17 protein-coding genes are annotated in these 19,691 nt (G+C 59.8%); 14 read left to right on the top strand and 3 right to left on the bottom strand.

All coding sequences use genetic code 11. The features are described from left to right. Nucleotides 1-4 precede the first annotated feature (4 nt). On the bottom strand, nucleotides 5-541 hold the full coding sequence (gene rloA / locus ACA067_RS23115; RefSeq protein WP_497458660.1) for a retropepsin-like aspartic peptidase RloA: 537 nt from the start codon (nucleotides 539-541) through the stop codon (nucleotides 5-7). 298 nt (nucleotides 542-839) lie between these two features. On the opposite strand from rloA, the gene ACA067_RS23110 reads away from it, so the two are divergent. From ACA067_RS23110 to prpD, 6 genes are all read left to right on the top strand, one after another. Further along, nucleotides 840-1,559: a GntR family transcriptional regulator gene (locus ACA067_RS23110; RefSeq protein WP_178084770.1), complete on the top strand. Its 720-nt coding sequence runs from the start codon at nucleotides 840-842 to the stop codon at nucleotides 1,557-1,559. Next, nucleotides 1,556-2,446, top strand: a complete 891-nt coding sequence (prpB, locus tag ACA067_RS23105; protein WP_497458659.1) for a methylisocitrate lyase — start codon at nucleotides 1,556-1,558, stop codon at nucleotides 2,444-2,446. Before ACA067_RS23110 ends, prpB begins: the two co-directional genes overlap by 4 nt. 179 nt (nucleotides 2,447-2,625) lie before the next feature. After that, nucleotides 2,626-3,753 (top strand): bifunctional 2-methylcitrate synthase/citrate synthase, encoded by a 1,128-nt coding sequence (gene prpC, locus ACA067_RS23100; RefSeq protein ID WP_497458658.1) that lies wholly within the window; start codon nucleotides 2,626-2,628, stop codon nucleotides 3,751-3,753. A 203-nt stretch (nucleotides 3,754-3,956) separates the two neighbouring features. Beyond that, nucleotides 3,957-6,551: a Fe/S-dependent 2-methylisocitrate dehydratase AcnD gene (gene acnD / locus ACA067_RS23095; RefSeq protein ID WP_497458657.1), complete on the top strand. Its 2,595-nt coding sequence runs from the start codon at nucleotides 3,957-3,959 to the stop codon at nucleotides 6,549-6,551. A gap of 67 nt (nucleotides 6,552-6,618) precedes the next feature. Further along, nucleotides 6,619-7,809: a 2-methylaconitate cis-trans isomerase PrpF gene (gene prpF, locus ACA067_RS23090; RefSeq protein WP_497458656.1), complete on the top strand. Its 1,191-nt coding sequence runs from the start codon at nucleotides 6,619-6,621 to the stop codon at nucleotides 7,807-7,809. Nucleotides 7,810-8,020: 211 nt separating this feature from the next. Beyond that, nucleotides 8,021-9,505 carry a 2-methylcitrate dehydratase gene (gene prpD / locus ACA067_RS23085; protein WP_497458655.1) on the top strand — a complete coding sequence of 495 codons (1,485 nt, stop codon included), beginning with the start codon at nucleotides 8,021-8,023 and terminating at the stop codon, nucleotides 9,503-9,505. A 149-nt stretch (nucleotides 9,506-9,654) separates the two neighbouring features. Here the strand turns inward: prpD and ppsR are convergent, their stop codons facing one another. Beyond that, the gene (gene ppsR, locus ACA067_RS23080; RefSeq protein WP_497458654.1) at nucleotides 9,655-10,473 is read right to left on the bottom strand and encodes a posphoenolpyruvate synthetase regulatory kinase/phosphorylase PpsR; all 819 of its coding nucleotides are present in this window, start codon (nucleotides 10,471-10,473) and stop codon (nucleotides 9,655-9,657) included. Between the two features lie 174 nt (nucleotides 10,474-10,647). On the opposite strand from ppsR, the gene ppsA reads away from it, so the two are divergent. The 8 genes from ppsA to ACA067_RS23040 all read left to right on the top strand — a co-directional run bounded on the left by ppsA (nucleotide 10,648) and on the right by ACA067_RS23040 (nucleotide 18,816). Next, a complete protein-coding gene (gene ppsA / locus ACA067_RS23075) occupies nucleotides 10,648-13,023 on the top strand; it encodes a phosphoenolpyruvate synthase (RefSeq protein ID WP_497458653.1) in 2,376 nt (791 codons plus the stop codon). 194 nt (nucleotides 13,024-13,217) lie between these two features. Then, complete coding sequence (locus ACA067_RS23070) at nucleotides 13,218-14,213, top strand: alpha/beta fold hydrolase (protein ID WP_497458652.1); 996 nt, start codon at nucleotides 13,218-13,220, stop codon at nucleotides 14,211-14,213. A 132-nt stretch (nucleotides 14,214-14,345) separates the two neighbouring features. Next, nucleotides 14,346-14,837: a ribonuclease E activity regulator RraA gene (gene rraA / locus ACA067_RS23065; RefSeq protein ID WP_150764331.1), complete on the top strand. Its 492-nt coding sequence runs from the start codon at nucleotides 14,346-14,348 to the stop codon at nucleotides 14,835-14,837. 24 nt (nucleotides 14,838-14,861) lie between these two features. Next, nucleotides 14,862-15,857 carry a divalent cation transporter CmaX gene (cmaX, locus tag ACA067_RS23060; RefSeq protein WP_497458651.1) on the top strand — a complete coding sequence of 332 codons (996 nt, stop codon included), beginning with the start codon at nucleotides 14,862-14,864 and terminating at the stop codon, nucleotides 15,855-15,857. 63 nt (nucleotides 15,858-15,920) lie between these two features. Continuing rightward, entirely contained in the window at nucleotides 15,921-16,169 is a 249-nt protein-coding gene (locus tag ACA067_RS23055; protein ID WP_064678886.1) for a hypothetical protein, read from the top strand. A gap of 2 nt (nucleotides 16,170-16,171) precedes the next feature. Continuing rightward, complete coding sequence (locus tag ACA067_RS23050) at nucleotides 16,172-16,996, top strand: mechanosensitive ion channel family protein (protein ID WP_008027407.1); 825 nt, start codon at nucleotides 16,172-16,174, stop codon at nucleotides 16,994-16,996. Nucleotides 16,997-17,083: 87 nt separating this feature from the next. Further along, nucleotides 17,084-17,674, top strand: coding sequence for an RNA polymerase sigma factor SigX (gene sigX / locus ACA067_RS23045; RefSeq protein WP_064678884.1), 591 nt, complete (start codon nucleotides 17,084-17,086; stop codon nucleotides 17,672-17,674). A gap of 107 nt (nucleotides 17,675-17,781) precedes the next feature. Next, nucleotides 17,782-18,816 carry an OmpA family protein gene (locus ACA067_RS23040; protein WP_497458650.1) on the top strand — a complete coding sequence of 345 codons (1,035 nt, stop codon included), beginning with the start codon at nucleotides 17,782-17,784 and terminating at the stop codon, nucleotides 18,814-18,816. A gap of 115 nt (nucleotides 18,817-18,931) precedes the next feature. On the opposite strand, the gene cobA is transcribed toward ACA067_RS23040, so the two are convergent. Further along, nucleotides 18,932-19,690, bottom strand: coding sequence for a uroporphyrinogen-III C-methyltransferase (gene cobA / locus ACA067_RS23035; RefSeq protein WP_497458649.1), 759 nt, complete (start codon nucleotides 19,688-19,690; stop codon nucleotides 18,932-18,934). Nucleotide 19,691 lies beyond the last annotated feature (1 nt).

The raw sequence follows: 19,691 nt of genomic DNA, 5'->3' as shown, positions 1-19,691 counted from the left end.
GGAATTACTCTGCGGTATGTGCGTCGGTGGCGCAGGCGGGTTTGCCAGCAGCGTATTTAAGACTGGGGTCGACCAGCGCATCGAAGCGTTTCAGGGCTTCGGAGCCGATCAAGAGCGGGTATTGGAAGGCGCTTCGGTCGGTTAGGTTCACTTCGATGCTGCGTAAAGCCGAACCCATACAGATATCGAGCTCGATCACCGGACGGGCGGTGTACTTCTTGCCGGCTTCCGGATCGTAGTCACCGGCCCTGCGCTTGATCTTGCTGACCCGGGCCAGCGGCCGTTCGATCGGGTGCGAATGGGCGGCGTCGATGGCCAGGTAGAAGCGCACCCAGGACTCGCCATTGCGTTTGAAGCGTTTGATGTCGCGGGCACTCAGGGAGGCGGTTTTCGCCCCGGTGTCGAGTTTGGCGGCGACTTCCAGGTTGATGCCGTCCAGCGAGGCGTACTCATTGAGGCCGTACACGGTTTTTTCCCCCGCCGCGGCAAAACCGGGCAGGCAAAGCATAAAAAGGAATGCGGGGAAGGGCTTGAGTCTCATAAATCCTGGTGCGCGGCGGTCCATACTTCAATTCAAGGCACTGGCATCGCTGCGCAAGCTCCCTCGTATGCCTATCAACGATGACAAGCCGTGCAGATGTCACAAACAAATGCGGCCGGCATTCTAGCACGGTGGTTTTATGGCGCCAGCGCTGACGGGTGGCTATAAACCGCGCGACTGCGTTGATGGAATGCAGACGGTTATTAGACGATTGTCGACAATACCCAATTATCCTTTGACTATACGGCCTGTATTCGTTAGTTTTTGCGGCATTGGTTATCAAGGTGTCGACAATATGTTGGATCAACTCGATCCGCCGGTCATTGCGCAGGACGATTCGGAAACCCTTTCCGAGAATGTCTTCCGACGCATTCAGGCGGCCATCGTCAAAGGCGAAATCGCTCCGGGCAGCAAGATCTCCGAGCCGGAACTGGCGCGCACCTACGGCATCAGTCGCGGCCCGTTGCGTGAGGCGATCCACCGCCTGGAAGGCCAGCGCCTGTTGGTGCGCATACCTCACGTCGGCGCGCGGGTAGTGTCGCTCAACCACGCCGAGCTGCTGGAACTCTACGAAATCCGCGAATCCCTCGAAGGCATGGCCTGCCGTCTGGCGGCCGAACGCATGACCCTTGAAGAAATCGACGAACTGCGCCGGGTCCTCGAAACCCACGAGCGCGATGCGGCGTTTCAGGCCGGTGTCGGCTACTACCAGCAGGAAGGCGATTTCGACTTTCATTACCGAATCATCCAGGGCAGCGGCAACCGCACCCTGACCCAGATGCTCTGCGGCGAGCTCTATCAACTGGTGCGCATGTACCGCATCCAGTTTTCCACCACGCCCAATCGTCCACGCCAGGCCTTTGCCGAGCACCACCGGATTCTCGACGCCATCGCCGACCGTGACGGAGAGCTGGCCGAGTTGTTGATGCGCCGCCACATCGGCGCGTCCAAACGCAATATCGCCCGTCACTACCAGGACGGCGTTAACCCGACAGCCACTGAACGAGGTGAGTCATGAGTTCCAACAAGAGCACTCCAGGCCAGCGTTTCCGCGATGCGGTCGCCAGCGAACATCCGCTGCAAGTGGTCGGCGCGATCAACGCCAACCACGCGCTGCTGGCCAAGCGCGCCGGTTTCAAGGCTATCTATCTGTCCGGTGGCGGGGTGGCTGCCGGCTCCCTCGGCGTGCCGGACCTGGGCATTACCGGCCTCGATGACGTGCTGACCGATGTGCGTCGCATCACCGACGTCTGCGACCTGCCGCTGCTGGTGGACGTGGATACCGGTTTTGGTTCCTCGGCGTTCAACGTCGCGCGCACCGTCAAGTCGATGATCAAGTTCGGCGCGGCGGCGGTTCACATCGAAGACCAGGTCGGCGCCAAGCGCTGCGGTCACCGTCCTAATAAAGAGATCGTGTCCCTGCAGGAAATGGTCGATCGCATCAAGGCCGCGGTCGATGCCCGTACCGACGACAGCTTCGTGATCATGGCCCGCACCGACGCCCTGGCGGTGGAAGGCCTGGAATCGGCCCTGGATCGCGCCGCGGCGTGCATCGAGGCCGGCGCCGACATGATCTTCCCGGAAGCCATCACCGAACTGGAGATGTACAAGCTGTTCGCCAGCCGCGTGAAAGCGCCGATCCTGGCCAACATCACCGAGTTCGGCGCGACGCCGCTGTACACCACCGAGCAGCTGGCCGCCGCCGACGTGTCGCTGGTGCTGTACCCGCTGTCGGCCTTCCGCGCCATGAACAAGGCTGCCGAAAACGTCTACACCGCGATCCGCCGCGACGGCACGCAACAGAACGTCATCGACACCATGCAGACGCGCATGGAGCTTTACGATCGCATCGACTACCACACCTTCGAGCAGAAGCTCGATGCGTTGTTTGCTGCTAAAAAATGAAGAACAAGAGATCGCAGCCTCGTTTCACTCGACAGCTCCTACAGGGTTGCTGCCGAACGCGGTTCATGTAGGAGCTGTCGAGCGAAGCGAGGCTGCGATCTTTTCGGCATTACCCGAATAACCTGATGAATCACAATTTGCCGATTCCCTGACAAATTCAAGAAAAACTGGAGACAGCAATGGCCGAAGCAAAAGTACTCAGTGGCGCCGGGCTCCGTGGCCAGGTTGCCGGGCAAACCGCCCTGTCCACCGTGGGCCATCCGGGCGCAGGCCTGACCTATCGCGGCTACGACGTTCGCGAACTGGCGGCTGACGCCCAATTCGAAGAAGTGGCCTACCTGCTGCTGTACGGCGAACTGCCGACCCAAGCGCAACTCGCCGCCTACATCAGCAAACTGGGCAAGCTGCGCGACCTGCCGCAAGCCTTGAAAGAAGTGCTGGAACGCATCCCCGCCGACGCCCACCCGATGGACGTGATGCGCACCGGTTGCTCGTTCCTGGGCAACATCGAACCGGAGAACGACTTCTCCGAGCAGCACGACAAGACCGACCGCCTGCTGGCCGCGTTCCCGGCGATCATGTGCTACTGGTATCGCTTCAGCCACGACGGCAAGCGCATCAGCTGCGTCAGCGACGAACAGACCATTGGCGGTCACTTCCTGCACCTGCTGCACGACAAGAAGCCGAGCGAGTTGCACGTCAAGGTGATGAACGTTTCGCTGATCCTCTATGCGGAGCACGAGTTCAACGCCTCGACCTTCGCCGCGCGAGTGTGCGCCTCGACCTTGTCCGACCTGTTCTCCTGCGTCACCGCAGCCATCGGTACCCTGCGCGGTCCGCTGCACGGCGGCGCCAATGAAGCGGCGATGGAAATGATCGAACGTTTCAGCTCGCCGGAGGAGGCGATCAAGGGCACCCTCGGCATGCTCGAGCGCAAGGACAAGATCATGGGCTTCGGTCACGCGATCTACAAGGACAACGATCCGCGCAACGAGGTGATCAAGGCCTGGTCGAAAAAACTCGCTGACGAAGTGGGCGACACGGTGCTGTTCCCGGTCTCCGAAGCCATCGACAAGACCATGTGGGAGCAGAAGAAACTGTTCCCGAACGCCGACTTCTACCATGCGTCGACCTATCACTTCATGGGCATTCCGACCAAGTTGTTCACTCCGATATTCGTCTGCTCGCGCCTGACCGGCTGGGCGGCGCATGTGTTTGAGCAACGGGCCAACAACCGCATCATCCGCCCGAGCGCCGAATACGTCGGCGTCGAACAGCGCAAGTTCGTGCCAATCGAACAACGCTGAATGGTGAAGGCCTGCACAGGGATCTGAATTCAATGCAGATCCCTGTGGGAGCGAGCTTGCTCGCGATGACTGAGTCACATCCGACATTGATGTCGGCTGACCCACCGCAATCGCGAGCAAGCTCGCTCCCACAGTGGATTGTGTTCATTTCAGGTGCCGTGCCAGGCCCCACCTTTTGAAACCACCGTGACCGAGTCCTGACGATGAACACTGAATTCCGTAAACCGCTGCCCGGCAGCCATCTGGATTACTTCGACGTCCGTGCGGCTGTCGAAGCCATCCAGCCTGGCGCCTACGACACTCTGCCGTACACCTCCCGCGTGCTGGCGGAAAACCTGGTGCGCCGCTGTGACCCGGCCACGCTCACCGAATCCCTGAAGCAATTCATCGAGCGCAAACGCGACCTCGACTTCCCGTGGTTCCCGGCCCGTGTGGTGTGCCACGACATTCTCGGCCAGACCGCGCTGGTCGACCTTGCCGGCCTGCGTGACGCCATCGCCCTGCAAGGTGGCGACCCGGCGCAAGTGAACCCGGTGGTGCCGACGCAATTGATCGTCGACCACTCCCTGGCCGTCGAGCGCGGTGGCTTCGATCCGGAGGCGTTCGAGAAGAACCGCGCCATCGAAGACCGTCGCAACGAAGACCGTTTCCACTTCATCAACTGGACCAAAAAGGCCTTCAAGAACGTTGATGTGATTCCGCCGGGCAACGGGATCATGCACCAGATCAACCTGGAGAAAATGTCTCCGGTGATCCAGGTGCGCGATGGCGTGGCGTTCCCCGACACTTGCGTCGGCACCGACAGCCACACCCCGCACGTCGATGCACTGGGCGTGATCGCCATCGGTGTCGGCGGTTTGGAAGCGGAAAGCGTAATGCTCGGCCGCGCATCGTGGATGCGTCTGCCGGAAAGCGTCGGCGTCGAATTGACGGGCAAGCTGCAACCGGGCATCACCGCCACCGACATGGTGCTGGCGCTGACCGAGTTCCTGCGTCAGCAAAAAGTCGTCGGCGCGTGGCTGGAGTTCTTCGGCGAAGGCGCCTCCGCGCTGACCCTCGGCGACCGCGCAACCATTTCCAACATGGCCCCGGAATACGGTGCCACCGCGGCGATGTTCTACATCGACCAGCAAACCATCGACTACCTCAAGCTCACCGGTCGTGAAGACGAGCAAGTGCAGTTGGTCGAGAACTACGCCAAGATTACAGGCCTGTGGGCCGACAGCCTGAAGGGCGCGCAATACGAGCGCGGTTTGACCTTTGACCTGTCCTCGGTGGTGCGCAACATGGCCGGCCCGAGCAACCCGCACGCCCGCGTCGCCACCTCGGATCTCGCGGCTCAAGGCATCTCCGGCCAGTGGACCGAAGTGCCCGGCCAGATGCCGGACGGCGCGGTGATCATCGCCGCCATCACCAGTTGCACCAACACCAGCAACCCGCGCAACGTGATTGCCGCCGGCCTGCTGGCGCGCAATGCCAACAAGCTCGGGCTCACCCGCAAGCCGTGGGTCAAGTCGTCCCTGGCGCCGGGTTCGAAAACCGTGGCGCTGTACCTCGACGAGGCCGGCCTGACCAGCGAGCTGGAACAACTCGGTTTCGGCATCGTCGCCTTCGCTTGCACGACGTGCAACGGCATGTCCGGTGCGCTGGACCCGGTGATCCAGCAAGAGATCATCGACCGCGACCTGTACGCCACTGCCGTGTTGTCCGGTAACCGCAACTTCGACGGCCGGATTCACCCGTACGCCAAGAACGCCTTCCTTGCTTCGCCGCCGTTGGTGGTCGCTTACGCCATCGCCGGGACCATCCGTTTCGACATCGAAAAAGATGTGCTGGGCGTGGTGGATGGCAAGGAAATCCGCCTGAAAGACATCTGGCCGAGCGACGAAGAAATCGACGCGGTGGTCAAGGCGTCGGTCAAGCCGGAGCAGTTCCGCCAGGTCTACATCCCGATGTTCGCCATCCACGAAGACACCGGTCCGAAAGTGACCCCGCTGTACGACTGGCGCGAAATGAGCACCTACATCCGCCGTCCGCCGTACTGGGAAGGCGCTCTGGCCGGCGCGCGTCCGCTCAAGGGCATGCGCCCGCTGGCGGTGCTGCCGGACAACATCACCACCGATCACCTGTCGCCATCCAACGCGATCATGCTCGACAGCGCCGCCGGCGAATACCTGGCGAAAATGGGCCTGCCGGAAGAAGACTTCAACTCGTACGCGACCCACCGCGGCGACCACCTGACCGCCCAGCGCGCCACCTTCGCCAACCCGAAACTGTTCAACGAAATGGTCCGGGAAAACGGCAAGGTCAAGCAGGGTTCTTTGGCCCGCGTCGAGCCGGAAGGCAAAGTGATGCGCATGTGGGAAGCCATCGAAACCTACATGGAACGCAAGCAGCCGCTGATCATCATCGCCGGCGCCGACTACGGCCAGGGCTCGTCCCGGGATTGGGCAGCCAAAGGCGTGCGCCTGGCGGGTGTGGAAGCGATTGCGGCCGAAGGTTTCGAGCGCATCCATCGCACCAACCTGGTGGGCATGGGCGTGTTGCCGCTGGAGTTCAAGCCGGGCACCGACCGCCACACCCTGGCCATCGACGGTAGCGAAACCTATGACGTGATCGGCGAACGCACCCCACGTGCCGAGCTGACGCTGGTGATCAACCGCAAGAACGGCGAACGCGTCGAAGTGCCGGTGACCTGCCGCCTCGACACCGCCGAAGAAGTGTCGATCTACGAGGCCGGCGGCGTGTTGCAACGCTTTGCCCAGGACTTCCTCGAAGAATCGGCGGTTGCCGTTTAACACGCGCTTTGCGGGCACGGGACTTTAGGTCCCGTGTTTGTTTTTTAGGTAAGGAGTAAGCAGCACCATGGCTCACGCACCTCAGATCAAAATCCCCGCCACCTACATGCGCGGCGGCACCAGCAAAGGCGTGTTCTTCAGCCTGCAAGACCTGCCCGAAGCGGCACAGGTTCCCGGCCCGGCGCGTGATGCGCTGTTGTTGCGCGTGATCGGCAGTCCCGATCCCTACGACAAGCAAATCGACGGCATGGGCGGCGCGACGTCCAGCACCAGCAAAACCGTGATCCTGTCGAAAAGCATCAAGGCCGATCACGACGTCGATTACCTGTTTGGCCAGGTCTCCATCGACAAGCCTTTTGTCGACTGGAGCGGCAACTGCGGCAACCTGTCGGCGGCGGTCGGTTCGTTTGCCATCAGCAACGGCCTGGTGGACGCCAGCCGCATCCCGCACAACGGCGTGGCCATAGTTCGGGTGTGGCAGGCCAACATCGGCAAGACCATCATCGCCCACGTGCCGATCACCAACGGTGAAGTGCAGGAAACCGGCGACTTCGAACTCGACGGCGTGACCTTCCCGGCCGCCGAAGTGCAAGTCGAATTCATGGACCCCGCGGCGGAAGAAGAGGGCGGCGGTGGTTCGATGTTCCCCACCGGCAACCTGGTGGATGATCTTGAAGTGCCCGGGGTCGGGACCTTCAAGGCGACCATGATCAATGCCGGCATCCCGACCATCTTCGTCAATGCCGAAGATATCGGCTACACCGGCACCGAGCTGCAAGGCGCGATCAACAGTGATCCGAAGGCCTTGCTGATGTTTGAAACCATTCGGGCTTACGGCGCGCTGCGCATGGGCTTGATCAAGGATCTGGACGAAGCGGCCAAGCGTCAACACACGCCCAAGGTGGCGTTCGTGGCCAAACCGGCGGATTACGTGGCATCCAGCGGCAAGGCGATTGCGGCGGGTGATGTCGACCTGCTGGTGCGCGCGCTGTCGATGGGCAAGCTGCACCACGCGATGATGGGCACGGCGGCGGTTGCCATTGGCACGGCGGCGGCGATTTCCGGCACGTTGGTGAATCTCGCCGCGGGCGGTATCGAACGCAACGCTGTGCGCTTCGGCCATCCATCCGGCACGTTGCGCGTGGGCGCCGAGGCTAGCCTGGTAAACGGTGAATGGACCGTAAACAAGGCCATCATGAGCCGCAGCGCGCGGGTATTGATGGAAGGCTACGTCCGCGTGCCGGGCGATTCTTTCTAACCCGAATCCAGAGATAAACACAAAACCCTGTGGGAGCGAGCTTGCTCGCGATAGCGGTGAGTCAGTCGACAGCAGTGTTGGATGTGATTCAGTCATCGCGAGCAAGCTCGCTCCCACAGTTGACCGTATTCCAAAATAAGAAAGCAGTAACCCACTGAGAATGCCCTGAACCGAGGTCCCATCAACGAACCACCGACCGAGTGAATCGAACATGAGCGCCAACGTCGACCTGAACAACCGCCCCGACTACGACAGGGTCCTGCAGGACATCGCCGATTACGTCCTGACCTTCAACATCGAGTCCAAAGAAGCCCTCGACACCGCCCGCAACTGCCTGATGGACACCCTCGGCTGCGGCCTGCTGGCCCTGCGCTTCCCCGAATGCACCAAGCACCTGGGCCCCATTGTGGAGGGCACCGTCGTCCCTTTTGGCGCCCGCGTTCCCGGCACCAGTTACCGTCTCGACCCGATCAAAGCCGCCTGGGACATCGGTTGCATCGTCCGCTGGCTCGATTACAACGACACCTGGCTCGCCGCCGAATGGGGCCATCCGTCCGATAACCTTGGCGGCATTCTCGCGGTGGCGGACCACCTGTCGCAAAAACGCCTGGCCAATGGCGAGGCACCGCTGACCGTTCGCACGGTGCTTGAAGCCATGATCATGGCCCATGAGATCCAGGGCATCATCGCGCTGGAAAACTCCTTCAATCGCGTAGGCCTCGATCACGTCATCCTGGTGAAAGTCGCCTCGACAGCGGTCACCGCCAAACTGATGGGGGCCAATCGCGAGCAGTTGCTGTCCGCGTTATCCCACGCCTTCGCCGACGGTCAGGCACTGCGCACTTACCGTCACGCGCCGAATGCCGGATCGCGAAAATCCTGGGCGGCGGGCGACGCGTCCAGCCGTGGCGTGCGTCTGGCGGACATCGCGATGCGCGGTGAAATGGGCATTCCCGGCGTGCTGACCGCCAAACAGTGGGGTTTTTACGACGTATTGTTCAGTCACACCAACAACGATCTGGCGCTCAAGCCTGAGGACAAGCGAGTTTTCAGTTTCTCCCGGTCATTGGGCAGCTATGTGATGGAAAACGTGCTGTTCAAAATCAGTTTCCCGGCCGAATTCCATGCGCAAACGGCCTGCGAAGCGGCGGTGACCCTGCATCCGCAAGTCAGGAATCGCCTGCACGAAATCGACAAGATCGTCATCACCACCCACCAGTCGGCCATCCGCATCATTTCCAAGGTCGGCCCGTTGGCCAATGCCGCCGACCGTGATCACTGCATCCAGTACATGACGGCCGTGCCGCTGGCCTTCGGCAATCTGGTGGCCGAGCAGTACGAAGATGACTTCCACCGGGCGCATCCGATCATCGATGTGCTACGCGAGAAAATGGTCATCGTCGAAGATCCGCGCTACACCCGCGAATACCTGGAAGCCGACAAGCGCTCTATCGCCAACGCGGTGCAGGTGTTTTTCAAAGACGGCTCGAGCACCGAAAACGTGGTGGTCGAGTACCCGATCGGCCATCGCCGGCGACGTACCGACGGCATCCCGCTGCTGGAAGACAAGTTCAAGGCCAACCTGGCGACGCGCTTCACCGTGCAGCGCAGCGCCGAGATCTTTGCGTTGTGCAAAGACCAGGCGAAGCTTGAGGCCACACCGGTGAATCGGTTTGTGGATTTGTTTGTTATCTAGTTGCACCGCGTCATCGTTCAATCGCGGGCAAGTCGGATCGCCGCACCGCCGCTCCCACAGGTTCTGCGTTGTTTGCAAATTTTGCATTCAACACAGACCCCTGTGGGAGCGGGCTTGCCCGCGATGGCGGTGTAACTGTCGCCGAAAAACTACTTGAACCGCCGCTCGACCCCTTTTTCCACCAGGATCTTCGCCGAAATTTCCTCAACGGAGAAGTGCGTGGAATTGATGTGCGGAATATTCTCCCGACGAAACAGGTTCTCCACCTCGCGCACTTCGAACTCGCACTGGGCGTAGCTCGAATAGCGGCTGTTGGGCTTGCGCTCGTGGCGGATTGCGGTGAGGCGGTCCGGGTCGATGGTCAGGCCGAACAGCTTGTGCTGGTGGGTGCGCAGGGCCGTCGGCAGTTGCAGGCGCTCCATGTCGTCTTCGGTCAGCGGGTAGTTGGCCGCGCGGATGCCGAACTGCATGGCCATGTACAGGCAGGTCGGGGTTTTGCCGCAACGGGACACGCCCACCAGGATCAGGTCGGCCTTGTCGTAATAGTGCGTACGGGCGCCATCGTCGTTGTCCAGGGCGAAGTTCACCGCCTCGATCCGCTCCATGTAGTTGGAATTGCTGCCTATGGAGTGGGACTTGCCGACGGTGTAGGAGGAATGCTCGGTCAATTCCTGTTCAAGAGGCGCCAGAAAGGTCGAGAAAATGTCGATCATGAAACCATTGGACGTTGCGAGGATCTCACGGATGTCCTGATTGACGATGGTGTCGAAGATGATCGGCCGAAAGCCATCGTTTTCGGCGGCTTTGTTGATTTGTTGTACCATGACCCGCGCTTTATCCGCGTTGTCGATGTACGGCTTCGTGAATTTGCTGAAGGTAATGTTTTCGAACTGCGCCAGGAGGCTTTGACCCAGGGTTTCGGCTGTAATGCCGGTACCATCGGAGATAAAGAAAGCAGATCGTTTCATTTGCACCTTGGGCCTTAAGCTAGTAACGAATCTTGGATATGATAGGCGCGATTTGCCGGCCGCCAGTGGCCTGCATTCTCACTTATTTTCCAGGTCCAGGCCATACAGCCGGCAAATGCTCCCTGTAGCAGCCGGCTTCTGAGCTTTTCCAACACAGTTAGTGGAGAGATCACCTTGGTAGAGTACGTAGTTTCCCTCGATAAGCTCGGCGTCCATGATGTAGAGCACGTAGGGGGCAAGAACGCATCCCTGGGCGAGATGATCAGTAACCTGGCCGGTGCCGGTGTATCGGTGCCCGGTGGCTTCGCCACGACAGCTCAGGCTTATCGTGATTTTCTGGAGCTGAGCGGCCTGAACGATCAGATCCATGCCGCGCTCGACGCCCTGGACGTCGACGATGTGAACGCCCTGGCCAAGACCGGTGCGCAGATCCGTCAATGGATCATGGAAGCCGAATTCCCCGAGAAGCTCAACGCCGAAATCCGCACCGCGTTCGCCACGCTGTCGGCCGGCAACCCTGACATGGCCGTGGCCGTGCGCTCTTCGGCTACCGCTGAAGACCTGCCGGACGCTTCCTTCGCCGGTCAGCAGGAAACCTTCCTGAACATCCGTGGCGTCGAAAACGTCATTCGCGCCGCCAAGGAGGTGTTCGCCTCGTTGTTCAACGATCGCGCCATTTCCTACCGTGTCCACCAGGGCTTCGACCACAAGCTGGTGGCCCTGTCGGCCGGCGTGCAGCGCATGGTCCGCTCCGAAACCGGTACTGCCGGCGTGATGTTCACCCTCGATACCGAATCGGGCTTCCGTGACGTGGTGTTCATCACCGGCGCCTACGGCCTGGGTGAAACCGTCGTACAAGGCGCGGTGAACCCGGATGAGTTCTATGTCCACAAAGGCACGCTGGAAGCCGGTCGTCCGGCCATCCTGCGTCGCAACCTGGGCAGCAAGGCCATCAAGATGATCTACGGCGAAGTCGCCACGGCCGGTAAATCGGTCAAGACCATCGACGTCGACAAGGCCGATCGCGCCCGTTTCTGCCTGAGCGATGCCGAAGTCAGCGAACTGGCCAAGCAAGCGATGATCATCGAGAAGCACTACAAGTGCCCGATGGACATCGAATGGGCCAAAGACGGCGACGACGGCAAGCTCTACATCGTTCAGGCCCGTCCTGAAACCGTGAAGAGCCGTACCTCGGCCAACGTCATGGAACGCTACCTGTTGAAAGAAACCGGCACCGTGCTGGTTGAAGGTCGCGCCATCGGCCAGCGCATCGGCGCCGGCAAGGTCCGCATCATCAAGGACGTGTCCGAGATGGACAAGGTCCAGCCAGGCGACGTACTGGTCTCCGACATGACCGACCCGGACTGGGAACCGGTCATGAAGCGCGCCAGCGCCATTGTCACCAACCGTGGTGGCCGTACCTGCCACGCGGCGATCATCGCTCGCGAGCTGGGCATCCCGGCCGTGGTCGGTTGCGGCAACGCCACCCAGTTGTTGAAAGACGGCCAGGGCGTGACCGTGTCCTGCGCTGAAGGCGACACCGGTTACATCTTCGAAGGCGAACTGGGCTTCGACATCAAGAAGAACTCCGTGGATGCCATGCCGGATCTGCCGTTCAAGATCATGATGAACGTCGGCAACCCGGACCGCGCCTTCGACTTCGCGCAACTGCCGAACGCCGGTGTGGGCCTGGCCCGTCTGGAGTTCATCATCAACCGCATGATCGGTGTTCACCCCAAGGCGCTGTTGAACTACGACGGCCTGCCGCAGGACATCAAGGACAGCGTTGACAAGCGCATCGCCGGTTACGACGACCCGGTCGGCTTCTACGTCGAGAAACTGGTCGAGGGCATCAGCACCCTGGCTGCAGCGTTCTACCCGAAAAAGGTCATCGTGCGTCTGTCGGACTTCAAGTCCAACGAATACGCCAACCTGATCGGCGGCAAACTCTACGAGCCGGAAGAAGAAAACCCGATGCTGGGCTTCCGCGGTGCTTCGCGTTACATCAGCGAAGCGTTCCGCGACTGCTTCGAGCTTGAGTGCCGTGCCCTCAAGCGCGTGCGCAACGAGATGGGCCTGACCAACGTTGAAATCATGGTGCCGTTTGTGCGTACCTTGGGCGAAGCGAGCCAGGTCGTCGACCTGCTGGCCGAAAACGGCCTGGCCCGTGGCGACAACGGTCTGCGCGTGATCATGATGTGCGAACTGCCGTCCAACGCGATCCTGGCTGAAGAATTCCTCGAGTTCTTCGACGGTTTCTCCATCGGCTCCAACGACCTGACCCAGCTGACCCTGGGCCTGGACCGTGACTCCGGGATCATCGCGCACCTGTTCGACGAGCGTAATCCGGCGGTCAAGAAGCTGCTGGCCAACGCGATTCAGGCCTGTAACAAGGCTGGCAAGTACATCGGCATTTGCGGTCAGGGCCCTTCGGACCACCCTGATCTGGCCAAATGGCTGATGGAACAGGGCATTGAAAGCGTTTCGTTGAACCCCGATTCCGTGCTGGAAACCTGGTTCTTCCTGGCTGAAGGTCAAGCTTCGGCTTGATGCTGTATGAAAGGGCTCGCTCTCTGTGGGAGCGAGCCTGCTCGCGAAGGTCGTAAACGATAACGCGTATTGGCTGGATAAACGCGTTGTTCTGGCGTCCTTCGCGAGCAGGCTCGCTCCCACACTGGCCGGGGCTTTAAGATTCAAGTAGGGCGGGCTCCTCTGGAAGCCGCCCTTTTTTGTGCAAGAGCATTATGCAAAGCAGCAGCAACCTATTTCCTGTCGCCCTGATCAGCGCCGAACGACGCGGTGATCTGAGCGAAGACGTCTATCGTTTGAAACCCGGCAACAGCCCCGACGGCACCGTCGAACTGGCTGTGACCCGTCTCGGCATGGCCGACGAGCCCGCCGTGCGTGGCGTGCCGGTGATCCTGTTGCACGGCAGCTTTTCCAATCGACGGTTCTGGTTTTCCCCCAAAGGCCTGGGGCTGGGCGCTTATCTGGCGCGCCTGGGCTTTGATGTGTGGATTGCAGAAATGCGCGGCCATGGCTTGTCTCAGCGCAACCAGAACTATCGCAATAACCGTGTTGCCGACTACGCTCGATACGATCTGCCGGCCATTGGCGCCTTCGTGCGTGAGCAAAGTGACCAGGTCCCGCACTGGATCGGTCACTCCCTGGGGGGTATTACGCTGGCCGCGGCACTGGGCGGTGAGTACATCGGTGAACCGGTCGTGGCTTCTGCGGCATTTTTTGGCACGCAAGTCAGCCGCACGTACTGGCCGTTGAAGCTTCCGCCGGTGGAATGGGGCGGGCGCTTCATTCTCAAACGTTTTGCCCAGCTGTCGGGGTCGCGGCTCAAGCGCGGCCCGGAGGACGAGCCGATTGGCCTGGCCCTGGAAAGCATGCGCTGGTATGGCTTGTTCGGGCGTTTTGGCGATGCCGACAAGGATTGGTGGGCCGGACTGGCCGACGTCCAGTTGCCAGTGCTGGCCGTGAGTGCCACGGGTGACCATCAGGATCCGGCCTGGGCCTGTCGTAAACTGTTCGATCAGGTCGGTTCCGAGCACAAACAATTCATTACCCTGGGTCGCGACCAAGGCTTTGGCGATAATTTCGGTCACGTGGAAATGCTCGTCAGCAAAGCGGCCCAGGCCGAAGTCTGGCCATTGGTTGCACGCTGGCTGGCGGATCAACAGGCGCCCTTGCTGGATGTAAACCCGGATTTGTCTTCAGTGATCCGGGCCTGATGCTCTAACAAGGGCATTTCGCTCTGATCGGCTTGCGGCTAAGATATGACGCGTTGAGCTGTTCTGGTCATTTTCGATTGCTGTGCCCTCAGTGATGTTCGTGCTTGCCTTCCTCTTTACAGGAGTTTCTCGATGAAACATTACCTCACGCCTGACCTGTGCGACGCCTATCCGGAGCTGGTGCAGGTGCTGGAACCGATGTTCAGCAATTTCGGCGGCCATGATTCCTTCGGCGGCGAAATCGTGACCATCAAGTGCTTCGAAGACAACTCGCTGGTCAAGGAGCAGGTCGAGCTCAAGGGTGACGGCAAGGTATTGGTAGTCGACGGCGGCGGTTCGCTGCGCCGGGCACTGCTGGGCGACTTGCTGGCCGAGAAAGCCGCGAAAAACGGCTGGGAAGGGCTGGTGATCTACGGTTGCATCCGTGACGTCGATGTCATCGCGCAAACCGAGCTGGGGGTTCAGGCCCTGGCCAGTCACCCGATGAAAACCGACAAGCGCGGTATCGGCGATCTCAACGTGGCCGTGACTTTTGCCGGCGTGACGTTCCATCCAGGCCATTACATTTATGCGGACAACAACGGCGTGATCATCTCGCCAAGCCCGCTTGAAATGCCTGAATAAGCGCGTACTAACAAAGGGGTGAGGATGTTCGAGGAAGAAAACGCGCAGTGGGGGCTGGTACATGCCCTGGTGCTGGACGGTAAAGGCGGTGCGCGTTCGATAGCCCGGACTGAACTCGATGACTTGCAGCTGCAGGCCCATGAAAGCCTGTGGCTGCACTGGGATCGCAGCCACCCGCAAACCCAGACCTGGCTGCGTAAATCCAGTGGCCTGAGCGAATTCAGCTGTGACCTGCTGCTCGAAGAAAACACCCGGCCGCGTCTACTGCCGCTGCCGGACTGCGAACTGCTGCTGTTTTTGCGTGGGGTCAACCTCAACCCCGGGGCCGAGCCGGAAGACATGGTATCGGTGCGGATTTTCGCCTCGGCCCAGCGGATCATTTCCCTGCGCTTGCGTCCATTGCGCGCCACCGACGAGCTGCTGGTGCAGCTCGCCGAAGGCAAAGGGCCGAAAACCGCCTCCGAACTCATCCTTTATATGGCTCAGTACCTCACCAACAAGGTGCAGGATCTGGTCGCTTGCCTCTCGGAAGTGGTCGATGAGGAAGAAGAAAAGCTGGATGCCGACGAACGGTACACTCCCGAGCATGGAGCCGTGTTGCAGATCCGTCGCAGGGCGGCTGCGCTGAAGCGCTTTCTCGCTCCGCAACGGGATATTTTCGCTCAGCTGACGCGGATAAAATTGCCCTGGTTCGTCGAGGACGATGGTGATTACTGGAACGAATTGAACAACAGCCTGACCCGCTATCTCGAGGAGCTGGAATTGACCCGGGAGCGGGTGGGGCTGGTCCTCGAGGCCGAAGACCGGCGTTTGAGCGTGCGCATGAACCGCACGATGTACCGCTTCGGGATCATCACCGGGATCTTTTTGCCAATGAGTTTTCTGGCTGGTCTTTTGGGCATCAACGTCGGTGGCATTCCGTTCTCGGAAAGTCCCTATGGCTTCCTGATTGCCTGCCTGATGATGATCTCGGTGGCACTGGGACAGTGGTGGTTATTTCGACGTTTGCGCTGGGTCTGAGGGTGAGCCATGTGACCCGGCCAAATTTGACCGCGTCTTTCACAGACATCACGAGAGGTGCGTATGCACGATCCGTTCGAACAGTCTTTGCGTGACATGCTCAAGGCATCACCGTCCACCCGGGACGACGATGCGTGCCTTGGCCGTGTACTGAAAACCGCCAACCGCCAGGTCGGCGCCGGTGACCTGTTCAGCCTGCTGGGCCGCTGGCTGCCCGCGCTGATGATCGCCCTGAATAACGGATCGGCCCATGTGTCGCCGGTTTCCCGTCACCGTAAACCTACCGCTCGCACTGCAGATAAGGCTGATTGAATATGGAACTTGATCTCTGGACTCAGAGCCTCGTCACTGCAATGACTGCGTTATGGACCAAGGTTGCAAATTTCATCCCGAACCTGTTCGGTGCACTGGTTGTTTTGCTGTTGGGTTTCGTCGTTGCGAAACTTTTGGATACTTTGTTGTCCAAGTTGCTCGCCAAGCTGGGACTCGATCGTCTGATGGGCGGCACCGGCCTGACCAAATTGTTGTCCAGGGCCGGTCTTCAAGTGCCGATCTCGACCCTGATCGGGAAGATCGTCTACTGGTTCGTTCTGCTGATTTTTCTGGTTTCTGCGGCAGAATCCCTTGGACTTGAGCGAGTTTCAGCTACGCTGGATATGCTTGCGCTGTATTTGCCGAAAGTGTTCGGCGCCGCGCTGGTGCTGCTGGTGGGTGTGTTGCTGGCGCAATTGGCCAATGGGCTGGTGCGTGGAGCGGCAGAGGGTGTAGGACTGGATTACGCCGCCGGTCTGGGGCGAATTGCCCAGGGCCTGGTGATTATCATCAGTATTTCGGTCGCAATCAGCCAATTGGAGGTCAAGACTGACCTGCTCAACCATGTGATTGTGATTGTTTTGATTACCGTTGGTCTGGCGGTTGCGCTGGCCATGGGTTTGGGAAGCCGGGAAATTGCCGGTCAGATTCTTGCGGGAATCTATGTGCGTGAGTTGTATCAGGTTGGGCAACAAGTGCGTGTTGGCGAGGTCGAAGGTCAGATCGAAGAGATCGGCACGGTTAAAACCACATTGCTGACCGATGAGGGTGAGCTAGTCTCTCTCTCCAATCGGATCCTCCTGGAGCAGCATGTGAGTAGCCGCTAACCCGGCAAACCCTGCTAATGTATGCCGCCGCTGAAAGCCCGCAAGGGCCGCGGCGGACATTGACCTGACTGTCGGCCCTGACTTGTTTTGAATAAAGCTCAATCGCTCTCCACGCGCTACGACCCCCGCGAGCTCTCTGATGAGGAGTTGGTCGCGCGCTCGCATACCGAGCTGTTTCACGTAACGCGCGCCTATGAAGAACTGATGCGGCGTTACCAGAGAACATTATTTAACGTCTGTGCACGGTATCTTGGGAACGATCGCGACGCAGATGATGTCTGTCAGGAAGTGATGTTGAAGGTGTTGTATGGCTTGAAGAACTTCGAGGGGAAATCGAAGTTCAAGACGTGGCTATATAGCATCACGTACAACGAATGCATCACGCAGTATCGGAAAGAACGGCGAAAGCGTCGCTTGATGGACGCTTTGAGTCTGGACCCCCTCGAGGAAGCGTCTGAAGAGAAGGCGCCGAAACCCGAGGAGAAGGGCGGACTCGATCGCTGGCTGGTGTATGTGAACCCGATCGACCGTGAAATCCTGGTGCTACGATTTGTCGCAGAGCTGGAATTTCAGGAGATCGCAGACATCATGCACATGGGTTTGAGTGCGACAAAAATGCGTTACAAACGTGCTCTAGACAAATTGCGTGAGAAATTTGCAGGCGTTGCTGAAACTTAGTTCAGCGCAAATATCTCTTACGTGTAGGCAAGTTCTGATAGACTTGCCGCCGAGTTGTCCCCCGGTTTGCGGGACTGCTTCACAATCACCAGATGGGGATTTAACGGATGAAACTGAAAAACACCTTGGGCTTGGCCATTGGTTCTTTGATTGCCGCCACTTCGTTCGGCGCTCTGGCACAAGGCCAAGGCGCAGTTGAAATCGAAGGCTTCGCAAAGAAAGAACAATTCGACAGCGCTCGTAACTTCAAGAACAACGGCAACCTGTTCGGCGGTTCCGTAGGTTACTTCCTGACCGACGACGTTGAACTGCGTCTGGCCTACGACGAAGTGCACAACGTTCGTTCTGACTCCGGCCAGAACATCAAGGGCGCCAACACCGCTCTGGACGCTCTGTACCACTTCAACAACCCAGGCGACATGGTCCGTCCGTACGTCTCGGCTGGCTTCTCCGATCAGAGCATTGATCAGAACGGCTCGAACGGTCGCAACCGTTCCACCTTCGCCAACGTTGGCGGCGGTGCCAAGCTGTACTTCACCGAGAACTTCTACGCCCGTGCTGGCGTTGAAGCTCAATACAACATCGACCAGGGCGACACCGAGTGGGCTCCAAGCGTCGGTATCGGTGTGAACTTCGGTGGCGGCTCCAAGCCTGCTCCTGCTCCAGTTCCAGCACCAGCTGAAGTCTGCTCCGACAGCGACAACGATGGCGTGTGCGACAACGTTGACAAGTGCCCGGATACCCCAGCCAACGTAACTGTTGACGCTGATGGCTGCCCGGCAGTTGCTGAAGTTGTTCGTGTTGAGCTGGACGTGAAGTTCGACTTCGACAAGTCGGTAGTCAAGCCTAACAGCTACGGCGACATCAAAAACCTCGCTGACTTCATGAAGCAGTACCCATCGACCAGCACCACTGTTGAAGGTCACACTGACTCCGTCGGTCCTGACGCTTACAACCAGAAACTGTCCGAGCGTCGTGCAAACGCCGTTAAGCAAGTTCTGACCAACCAGTACGGTGTTGAGTCGTCCCGCGTTCAGTCTGTTGGCTACGGCGAATCCCGCCCAGTTGCCGACAACGCTACTGACGCTGGCCGTGCTGTAAACCGTCGCGTAGAAGCGCAGGTTGAAGCTAACGCTAAGTAATTAGCTCGCAGCTCTGAAAAGCCCGGCTTCGGCCGGGCTTTTCTTTGTCTGCGATTTGGGGTTTCAACCTTGGTTTGGCGGCGCCCCTTTTGATCTCCCCAAGCCGCAACAGCACCTACAAGGATGTACGCCGAACCCATGCAGGAGCTGCCGCACTTTTGATCTCATCACAAGCCGCCACAGCACCAATCACCAGAATCGCCGGGCTCTTCAATTGAAAAGCACGGGCATCTTCCTCCATGGCCGTCAGATCACTGCGACATTCCCGCTGATGCGGCAGTGAAGCGTTTTCAATCATCGCCACCGGCATATCCGCCGCCATTCCGCCGGCCAGCAACTGCTCGCGGATCTCGCTCAGCTTCGCCACCCCCATGTAGATCACCAGCGTCGTGCCGCCCTGGGCCAGGGCTTGCCAGTTCAGGCTGCTGCCATCCTGGGTGTGGGCAGTGACCAGCGTCACGCCACGCGCAACGCCGCGCAGGGTCAACGGAATATCGCACTGCGTCGCACCGGCAAGTCCGGCCGTGATGCCATTGACCAGCTCCGCCTCGACGCCACGTTCACGTAACCACTGTGCCTCCTCACCGCCCCGGCCAAAGATGCACGGATCGCCACCCTTGAGCCGTACCACGCATTTACCCTGACGGGCATAACGCAGCATCAGGCGGTGGATAAACGCCTGGGGCGTGGAGCGACAGCCGCCGCGCTTGCCCACGGGAATGATCCGCGCCTGGGGGCAATGCTCCAGCACTGCGGCGTTGACCAGATCATCGATCAGCACCACATCGGCTTCTCGCAATGCCCGTACCGCCTTCAGGGTCAGCAATTCCGGGTCGCCAGGACCCGCACCCACCAGCCAGACTTTAGCGCTCATA

The sequence above is a fragment of the Pseudomonas sp. LBUM1674 genome (assembly GCF_059695635.1).
Note: the sequence above shows the minus strand (reverse complement) of the source record. Positions and strands in the feature narration are given on the sequence as shown.

Coding starts and splice junctions, on each gene's coding strand:
- rloA (WP_497458660.1), bottom strand. CDS start 541: ATGAGACTCAAGCCCTTCCCCGCATTCCTTTTTATGCTTTGCCTGCCC.
- prpB (WP_497458659.1), top strand. CDS start 1,556: ATGAGTTCCAACAAGAGCACTCCAGGCCAGCGTTTCCGCGATGCGGTC.
- prpC (WP_497458658.1), top strand. CDS start 2,626: ATGGCCGAAGCAAAAGTACTCAGTGGCGCCGGGCTCCGTGGCCAGGTT.
- acnD (WP_497458657.1), top strand. CDS start 3,957: ATGAACACTGAATTCCGTAAACCGCTGCCCGGCAGCCATCTGGATTAC.
- prpF (WP_497458656.1), top strand. CDS start 6,619: ATGGCTCACGCACCTCAGATCAAAATCCCCGCCACCTACATGCGCGGC.
- prpD (WP_497458655.1), top strand. CDS start 8,021: ATGAGCGCCAACGTCGACCTGAACAACCGCCCCGACTACGACAGGGTC.
- ppsR (WP_497458654.1), bottom strand. CDS start 10,473: ATGAAACGATCTGCTTTCTTTATCTCCGATGGTACCGGCATTACAGCC.
- ACA067_RS23070 (WP_497458652.1), top strand. CDS start 13,218: ATGCAAAGCAGCAGCAACCTATTTCCTGTCGCCCTGATCAGCGCCGAA.
- rraA (WP_150764331.1), top strand. CDS start 14,346: ATGAAACATTACCTCACGCCTGACCTGTGCGACGCCTATCCGGAGCTG.
- cmaX (WP_497458651.1), top strand. CDS start 14,862: ATGTTCGAGGAAGAAAACGCGCAGTGGGGGCTGGTACATGCCCTGGTG.
- ACA067_RS23055 (WP_064678886.1), top strand. CDS start 15,921: ATGCACGATCCGTTCGAACAGTCTTTGCGTGACATGCTCAAGGCATCA.
- ACA067_RS23050 (WP_008027407.1), top strand. CDS start 16,172: ATGGAACTTGATCTCTGGACTCAGAGCCTCGTCACTGCAATGACTGCG.
- ACA067_RS23040 (WP_497458650.1), top strand. CDS start 17,782: ATGAAACTGAAAAACACCTTGGGCTTGGCCATTGGTTCTTTGATTGCC.
- cobA (WP_497458649.1), bottom strand. CDS start 19,690: ATGAGCGCTAAAGTCTGGCTGGTGGGTGCGGGTCCTGGCGACCCGGAA.